Here is a 7879-nt window from a genome sequence, read left to right on the forward strand (position 1 = left end):
AATAATCAAAGTTTAAGCATATCAGCCCTATAATATCATTTTGATATCAAAAAACGAGAACATAAATTGCTCTAAATTCCCGTCGTTATTACGTTTCAAAATGTCTCGTGATTTCATTTACAAGCCAAAAGGCAGTCATTCGACCACTCAAAGCCTCGCAAACCAGAACTTGTAGTGCTGTTTTCAATTTAAGTTACTTATTAATAAAGCCCTTTTGCATAATAATCATATCATTAGCATATATAAATTTAAATAATTAATAGTTTGCTTTACACAATTAACTTCTTCAGGTTATAACCTGCCTCTTCAATTTTTTCATACCAACCAAACTTATCGAAATCATTTGTAAACTTCAATGCATCTGGATATTCCATTCCATGAATCAGTATATTCATCCTTACAGCATGCAAATAGTTTTCAAAACCTGCATACATGGGATTTTTAGAAAGTTCTCTAATAGTTGATCGAGCAATTATTGGATTTCTGTAATACTCATTAGGTGTACAAAAACTCCTAACGATATTATAATTATTTTCCATAACTACCTGTTGTCCAGATTTTGAGCCACCCATTTCGTTCCAAGGTGAGTAATGACCATTTCTCTTTCTATATGATTCGATTAGTATACCTTCAACTTGTTTGATATCATCTTTTCCTTGATCACTTAACATATCTGTTAACCTGCAAATTATAAGCACCATAGACATCAGTTTCGCTACATAATCACTTCGCCTATCTTATTGTGTTTCTACCTTAGTGTGTTGTTTTTAACTACACACTTTTATCTTGCTCTTTTTCAGGTCATCCTTTACTATCTTTATGATGACAAATAAAAAAGGAAGAAACGCAACCGTCCAAAGTATCGTTTCTTCCCTGCATAAACTCTGGTCTTTTTCAAAACCAGAAAACACAAGATTATGATACGGTTATTTCATGCTTTTAGCAAGTCTTTATTTTTAAAATCTTCAGATTTATGTCTTCTTCATCAGGCTTCAGACGCCTTTTCTTCTGATGCCTTTCTTTGTCCTAAGTGTGGTAGAGCCCATTCTTTTAAGGAATTAACACCATATTCTAGATATATGATTTCTTATGAAAATCACTCTGTCGTTACTCATTCCATCAAGATACGACAAGTCCAATGTGTGTCTTGTTCTTCTATTCATGCTCTGATTCCTGACTGCCTCATACCTTTTAGCTCTTATTCTTTGTCTTTTGTACTTACTGTCCTTCGTGCCCATTTCCTAGGGCCTGAGACAGTAGAAGCTCTTTGCATTAGGTTTCAGATTTCGACTTCTACCCTTTATGCTTGGATTAAGATTCTCTACAAACACAAGGCTCTTTGGCTTGGTCTCCTTAAGGATAAGGAAATTTGTCTCTCCTCATTTCTTTTAGACATTCTCCCTAATCATTTTTCAATCAAATCCTTCTTTTCTTCTTTTGCTTTTTCTTTTCTCCAGTTCGCCTTTACGACACCTTCTGATTCCTCATGATTTTTTGCTTTTTTCATTTCCCACCTGTATATAATTCCGAAATGGATACTCTTTGTCTTATCTCGTATCCTTATTGGTATCAATTATTTATCATACAAGGAGGGCTATTATGCCAAAAATTTATGCTTCTGACATGGATGTCGCTCATTTCCGGTTCGCTTTGATAGCACCGGTTATTCAGAATACCTTTTTTGAGTCTTCTGCTGCTGCCTATTTTAGAAAAGTTACTGAGAAACCTCTTACCCTTCCTGATGGGTCTACCTTCACTTACAACCCTAAAACCTTGGAAAAGTGGACTCAGTACTACAAACACAAGGGTATGGATGGTCTTATGCCTAGAACTCGTTGTGACAAAGGTTCCTCTAGAGCTTTAAATGACACTGCCATTGAGGAAATCTTTCGTCTCAAGGTAGAGTTTCCTAGGCTTAATGCTACTCAGATATACTTTCGTCTAGTTAAAGAGGGCTTTATCCCTTCCACGGTTTCTGTGGCTTCTGTTCAACGTTTTATCAAGAAACATGATCTTAAATCAGCGAGAAACCCTAATGTGAAAGACCGTAAAGCTTTTGAAGCTCCTTACTTTGGGTCCCTATGGCAGGCTGATACTTGTTATCTTCCTTATATCACAGAGGATGGTCAATCAAGGCGTACTTATCTCATCATGATTATTGATGATCATTCAAGGCTGATTGTAGGGGCTAAGCTCTTCTATGCAGATACAGCTTATCACTTCCAACAAGTCCTTAAACAGGCTGTTGCTGCTTATGGTATCCCTCACAAGCTCTATGTCGACAACGGTTCTGTCTATGTCAACAAGCAATTAGAGCTTATCGGTGGTTCTATCGGTACTCTCAAACTTCAGACCCCTGTAAGAGATGGTTCTTCCAAAGGAAAAATCGAAAGAGCCTTCAGAACCCTAAGAGAACGTTGGATTAATGGCCTTGATGTAGAAAGTGTTTCATCGCTTGACCACTTCAACGATTTATTGGCCGATTACGTTCGTAGCTACAACACTACAGTCCATTCTTCTATTAAAGATACACCTATTAATCGCTTTATTGCTTCAAATGCACATATAAAATCACCCAAGTCTTCTGGCTGGTTAGATGAATGTTTCCATAATCGGGTATCTCGTAAGGTCAACAATGACTCTTGTGTTTCCATCGACAAAGTCTTATATGATGCTCCTCAGCAGTTTATTGGTATGAAGGTTGATATACGTTTCCTTCCAGACCGTATGGATGAAGCTTTTATCCTCTTTGAGGATGTTCATTACCCACTCAAAACAACCGATAAAGTGGCTAATTCCATGACCAAACGTAACAACAGTTTTAATCCTTTGGATTACTCTAAGCGTGGAGGTACAGCTCATGTCTAACTCTTTTTATGGCCTAACTCATAACCCTTTTGACAAGCAGCTTCTTAGGGAAGCTGACTCCTTTAAGTCTAAAGACTTCGATGCTATGATGGCTCGACTTGGCTACTTGAAGGACATTAGAGGCATTGGTGTTTTTACCGCTAGTCCTGGTATGGGTAAATCCTATGCCCTTCGGTGTTTTGCTAAGTCCCTTAATGACAACCTTCATCAGATAGAGTACCTTTGCTTGTCCACCATCTCTGTTTCTGAATTCTATAAACAGTTATGTATCCTTCTTGGTCTTGATACCAAAGGCGGCAAGACTGCTATGTTTAAAAGCATTCAAGATAGAATTCACTACTTATACAAAGAAAGGCGCAAACCTCTGATTCTTGCTATCGATGAGGCCCAGTACTTAAGTCCTGGTATTCTCAAAGACCTAAAAATGCTTATGAATCATGGTTATGATTCCTTGAATTGCTTCACTTTAATTTTAGCAGGTGAACCTCATCTTAATAACACACTAGAAAAGCCAATCCATGAGGCACTCAAACAACGGATTACCGTTCATTACAACTACCAAGGTCTTGATGATGAGGTAGTCAAGGAATACATCCATCACAAGCTTACTGTAGCTGGTGCTTCCAAGTCTATCATCGATGAGTCAGCAGTTAGTGCAGCTCATAGTTACAGTCGAGGCAACCCAAGACTTCTAGATAATGTCATGAGTCATGCACTAGACTTAGGGTCACAAAAACAGCAAGAAATCATAGATGCCGAACTAATGATGGTATCTATAGAGGCCCAATCACTCTTCTAATTCTTAGGCTACGGCATTTGTCGTAGCCTTATCTAATATATGAATTTTTCATCCATTAGATAAGGAGGCGACATTGTGTTGTTTCATAGTTAGGATTGTGTCTTTATAGGTGTGAAACTGCAGCTTATTTCTTTTTTCCTCAGAAAATAATCTGTCGTTTTCGGAGGCTGTAAAGTGTCGTTCAACAATATCTTCAACCGGCGAATGTAATTGTTCTGCAAATTTTTTATATGTTGCTTTGTTTCTGTAAGTTAGCGGCTGTGATAAGGGTGATTGTACAAATATTGTGTATCCTAATCTTTCGTTTGACTCAAAATATTCCTCAATCTTTGCGTATTTTGAAGAAGACCCATCAACTGGCTTAATACCATTATGTTGTTTGAAGCGATCTGCCAAATCACTGGCTAACCCAATATATAAAACTTCTTCTGCATAGTAATCCCAAAAACAATATATACCTGCCGATGCCCATCCATAGTTATCTTTTGGTGAACACAAATCATCTATAGAATCTGCAATCTCTTGTCTTTCATCTTTTGAGTATGCGTCAATAATAACCGTTCCAAACATATATGCATGCCGCCCTTTCCAAAATTACTCATAATTATTCAAATTAAATCTAAATACCTTCCCACAATTCCTCTTATCTTAAAGTCATCTTTTGTCCACGTTGAATCCAGTAGTGATAAGTTTACTACATAAATCAGCCTCAAAATTGAGTACTTTTCTTTTATCCATAAAAATAGTCAGGTTCTTCCTTGCTCGTGAACACCCTACATAAAAAAGCTTATATGCACTTAAAGAACCGTAGACCATACTATCTTTTAAACACTTACATGCCCTTGTCTTATTCGGTTTTTTTAAATATTCCAAATGTATCTTTTTACATAAAAAATCAAAGTAAATATTCCCCTCAAAATGACTCACTAAATCAGATACTCTTTGAGTTATGTATCCCTCATTTTCTTTGAATAATTCAACAGTTAAATCTTTAAGGGAAAACCCCAAGCTACAATCTGTTTCCTTTATCCAACTTTTGTACTCATAATAGTACTGTTCAAAAGTTGTCAAAGAAACATCGTTCATACTCCACAGTTCTAAAAATTTATACATATGCACTATAGGTGTTCTGTTGCTATCATTTGCAATAAAGAAGACTGTATCATGACTTTCGCCCTTAACACCATGTTGAGTTGATATATTAGGATTTTCAATATACTGACGAAGTGCATGGAATTCTATGATGCTTACCGATAAGACATCTTCATACTCAGTAATAAACTCATCATCACCATAAACAGAATTTATTACTGACTCCTCAATTAAAATACCCACTAAATCTTTTATTTTGACCGCTACAGACGTTTGAGCCATTCTTTGTTTTTCGGACACCGTTTCGTGAGCGTAGCTTAATATTTGATAAGATTGCTTATATTTACTCCTAAAATCTTGGTTTTGGAATTATTTCTTCGGTTATGCTGCTCTTTTATTTTGAAATAGTATGTTTTTATAGGCATAAGGAGTAAGCCAGCCTAAGGCTGCATGTCGCCTTTGGCGGTTATAATAGACTTCTATATATTCAAAAATAGCCTGTTTAGCCTCATCTCTATTTTTAAAGTAGTAAAAGTTGGTACATTCACATTTTAAACAGCTAAAGAAGTTCTCTGCACAAGCGTTATCATAGGGGTTACCTCTACGGCTCATACTTTGTCTAATATGATTGGTTTTTAATAGTTCTCTGAAATCATTCGAGCAGTATTGACTTCCTCTATCGGAGTGAAATATTAGGTCAGCTGATGGCTTTTCTCTTCTTAAAGCCATTTTCATAGCCTTTATAACTAGTTCTTTGTTAATTCTATCACCCATGGCATAACCAACAACGTCTTTAGTACATAAATCCTTGACTATGGCTGTATAAAGCCAACCTTCTTCTGTCCAATTGTATGTTATATCTCCTACCCATACAGTATTAGGTATTTTTATATTAAAATCTTGCTCTAATAGATTTGGTGCTACAGGTAAGTTATGATTGCTGTTAGTAGTTGCCTTCCATTTAGCTTTACGCTTTGATTTTATGCCATTTTCTTTCATTATGCTATATACTGTATTACGGCTGCAGGGTATTGCTTCTTTTATCTCAGCCCATATAGGATCAACACCCCACATTGGATGCTTTTTATGGATTTTTTTAATGGCTTCAAGTATTCTTTTATGCTTTATTTCTCGCTTGGATGAAGGTCTATCAATCCAGTCATAATAACCGCTCCGGGACACTTCTAGCAGGTTGCACATTTTCTCCACAGAATGCCCGGCAGCATTAGACACAACAAATTTATACTTACTAGTAGTTGTTATTTCTGTGGTTTTATGAAAATGGCTACTGACTTTTTTAGAATTTCAACTGTATCCTTGGCATCATCTAGCTCTTTCTTCAATCTTTTATTTTCAGCTTCCAGTTCGGCTAATTTCTTTGATGAAACATCTTCTGGCTCAGTACTAGCTTTTATCCACCTTCTAAGTGCAGGTTCTGACACACCTAGGTCCTTTGCCACAGCAATAATTGAACGACCTTTTTCTACTACCATTTTAACTGCACTAGCTTTAAATTCATCATCATACCTATTGTTATTACTTGACATTTTCAACACCCTTTCATGATTTAATTATACAATCACGATTCTGTGTCCGTCAAACTTGGTATGAGGCAGTTGTACCAAAAACTTGAAGTACTCTGTCAAGTGATTCTTTCATACGAATCTTATCTTGATGTTTTGTAATTAAAGCAAAATCACTGTTAAATATCCTCGTATTCTCTTTTAATATCTTTAAAACATTTCCTAGATTACCATTGGAGTAGTACTCATAAATATTGCCAATTGAAAATAGCAAGCATAGTAATTGATCAGGATTCTCTGAACTTGAATCTGATAGAACATCAGTTGCTGATAATTTTTTATTGAATGAATAACTGTCTAATCTATTTACATGCCTATATAGATTAGATGCTCCTATTGAGTCAAACTTTTGTTGATTTAGTAAGTACAAACATAGAGCTTGTGGATAAAGCGAAAGTTCATCATCTACTTCTTGACTAGGATTATTACATATAATAACTCTAGGTTCATGTTCTGCCTCTACACCTATGTAATTATCCGAGGGATTCTGAACATATTCAGGGTCATTATACATATTATTTAATAAATCTATGATAACTGGTAAAGATCTATGATTTGTAGACAAAGATATTGTTTTATTTAATGTTTGAAATTCTTCTTCGAATCCCCCCCTATAATTAGTATATATCTGTTGCATTTTATCACCCAAGAAATACAATTTTGTTGATGTATCTTTAACAGAGTCATAAAAAAGCTTTAGCACTGAATCCGATGAATCTTGATACTCATCAACAAAGATTGCTTGATATTTCAAAGTTAGTCTTTCTCTAACTTTCTGAAATCTCGTGAAAACAATTTCCGAAAACCATATTAAATCATCATGTGATAGTCCACCATAATATAATGAATTGAAAGCAGTTTCGTTATAGTATAATCTTGAAATATTTTTCTTAATGGTATCCATATCTAAAACACCATACTTATCGCTATACTTTTTATTACTAGCTTCTATAGTGTCTTTTTGCTCTGGATTATCAATCCGTTCTTGAATTGCAGAACCATATAATTCAAAGTAAAGTTCGATTATTTCTTGGTGACCAAAATAAATGCTTAGATACTTATTTAAGAATGAATGAATTGTAGAAACATGTATATTCTTAGAGTTTAAATCTCTTAGAAGTTCCTCTGTAGCCCTATTGGTATATGTTATACATAACACATTATCAATAGGGTTCTCAATAGTATGGTTAATTACCATGGATTTTATCTTAGTTGTCTTTCCGCTACTTGCAGGGGCATTTACAATATAAATATTCTCGACTATTGAATTAGCCATAATAACCCCTCCTTTAGATAGTTCGGCAATAAATCTCTTGTTAAATTATTTAGCAAAACTGAATACATGAAATTTGTCTTAGAATTAGATGTATGTTTTACAATAGTTCTGATTGAAAATAATGTATCATCTGACGAATCTTCTGGATTTGGTATAGTAAACTTAAGTTTATTATGTAAGCGTCAAATCCAACCCACATCTTAACCAATCCAAGATCATGAGTTAATCCTCTAAAGGAGGATGATTATCTTGAGTAAAGAA

Annotated in this window: 8 protein-coding genes and 1 pseudogene; 3 read left to right on the plus strand and 6 right to left on the minus strand. The window is 35.1% G+C overall.

The window, feature by feature from the left end:
* Window positions 1–269 precede the first annotated feature (269 nt).
* Window positions 270–671 carry a hypothetical protein gene (locus F8153_RS15755; RefSeq protein WP_151867315.1) on the minus strand — a complete coding sequence of 134 codons (402 nt, stop codon included), beginning with the start codon at window positions 669–671 and terminating at the stop codon, window positions 270–272.
* 246 nt (window positions 672–917) lie between these two features.
* On the opposite strand from F8153_RS15755, the pseudogene F8153_RS16780 reads away from it, so the two are divergent.
* The 3 genes and pseudogenes from F8153_RS16780 to F8153_RS15765 form a co-directional block, all read left to right on the plus strand.
* Window positions 918–1256, plus strand: a pseudogene (locus F8153_RS16780) (DUF6431 domain-containing protein); the annotation flags it as partial.
* A gap of 343 nt (window positions 1257–1599) precedes the next feature.
* Entirely contained in the window at window positions 1600–2868 is a 1269-nt protein-coding gene (locus F8153_RS15760; protein WP_151867316.1) for a DDE-type integrase/transposase/recombinase, read from the plus strand.
* Window positions 2861–3667: an ExeA family protein gene (locus F8153_RS15765; RefSeq protein ID WP_151867317.1), complete on the plus strand. Its 807-nt coding sequence runs from the start codon at window positions 2861–2863 to the stop codon at window positions 3665–3667. Before F8153_RS15760 ends, F8153_RS15765 begins: the two co-directional genes overlap by 8 nt.
* 48 nt (window positions 3668–3715) lie before the next feature.
* Here the strand turns inward: F8153_RS15765 and F8153_RS15770 are convergent, their stop codons facing one another.
* The 5 genes from F8153_RS15770 to F8153_RS15790 form a co-directional block, all read right to left on the minus strand.
* Window positions 3716–4237 carry a hypothetical protein gene (locus F8153_RS15770; protein WP_243137016.1) on the minus strand — a complete coding sequence of 174 codons (522 nt, stop codon included), beginning with the start codon at window positions 4235–4237 and terminating at the stop codon, window positions 3716–3718.
* A gap of 84 nt (window positions 4238–4321) precedes the next feature.
* Window positions 4322–5041 carry a hypothetical protein gene (locus tag F8153_RS15775; protein ID WP_243137017.1) on the minus strand — a complete coding sequence of 240 codons (720 nt, stop codon included), beginning with the start codon at window positions 5039–5041 and terminating at the stop codon, window positions 4322–4324.
* A 99-nt stretch (window positions 5042–5140) separates the two neighbouring features.
* Window positions 5141–5992, minus strand: coding sequence for an IS3 family transposase (locus tag F8153_RS15780; protein WP_243137018.1), 852 nt, complete (start codon window positions 5990–5992; stop codon window positions 5141–5143).
* Window positions 5993–6018: 26 nt separating this feature from the next.
* Window positions 6019–6306 carry a transposase gene (locus F8153_RS15785; RefSeq protein WP_151867320.1) on the minus strand — a complete coding sequence of 96 codons (288 nt, stop codon included), beginning with the start codon at window positions 6304–6306 and terminating at the stop codon, window positions 6019–6021.
* Between the two features lie 49 nt (window positions 6307–6355).
* Window positions 6356–7618: a UvrD-helicase domain-containing protein gene (locus tag F8153_RS15790; protein WP_151867321.1), complete on the minus strand. Its 1263-nt coding sequence runs from the start codon at window positions 7616–7618 to the stop codon at window positions 6356–6358.
* Window positions 7619–7879 lie beyond the last annotated feature (261 nt).

Origin of the sequence: Alkaliphilus serpentinus, from assembly GCF_009017255.1 — a bacterium.
GTDB classification, from domain to species: domain Bacteria; phylum Bacillota; class Clostridia; order Peptostreptococcales; family Natronincolaceae; genus Alkaliphilus_D; species Alkaliphilus_D serpentinus.